Genomic DNA, 273 nt, shown 5'->3' with positions numbered 1-273 from the left:
CCTGGGTGGCGCGCCGAACGGTTTGCACCCTTGGCCAACACGGGTATCCTTGGGCGCTCTACAGCAAGCCTTCCAGGACGGTGACCATGACCAGGCCCATTCTGTTGCTGAGCGCAGCGCTGCTGTTCAGCGCCGCGTTGCAGGCCCAGCAGATACAGCGCCAATTGGGCGATTTCGACTTCAAACTTGGCACTACGCCGACGCGCAGCATGGACCAGGGGCTTATTTCGCCGAGCGCCGTGGGGGCCTTTCATGGCGGCCTCGACCTCAGCC

Annotated in this window: 1 protein-coding gene; it reads left to right on the top strand. The window is 63.7% G+C overall.

The window, feature by feature from the left end; genetic code table 11:
- Positions 1-86: 86 nt before the first annotated feature.
- The coding region (locus tag SB772_RS40945; protein WP_410838643.1) for a hypothetical protein at positions 87-273 on the top strand (187 nt) is incomplete at its 3' end.

It is taken from the genome of Paraburkholderia sp. SIMBA_030, assembly GCF_046535245.1.
Taxonomy (GTDB): Bacteria; Pseudomonadota; Gammaproteobacteria; order Burkholderiales; family Burkholderiaceae; genus Paraburkholderia.
This window is presented reverse-complemented; position numbering and strand designations above follow the sequence as displayed.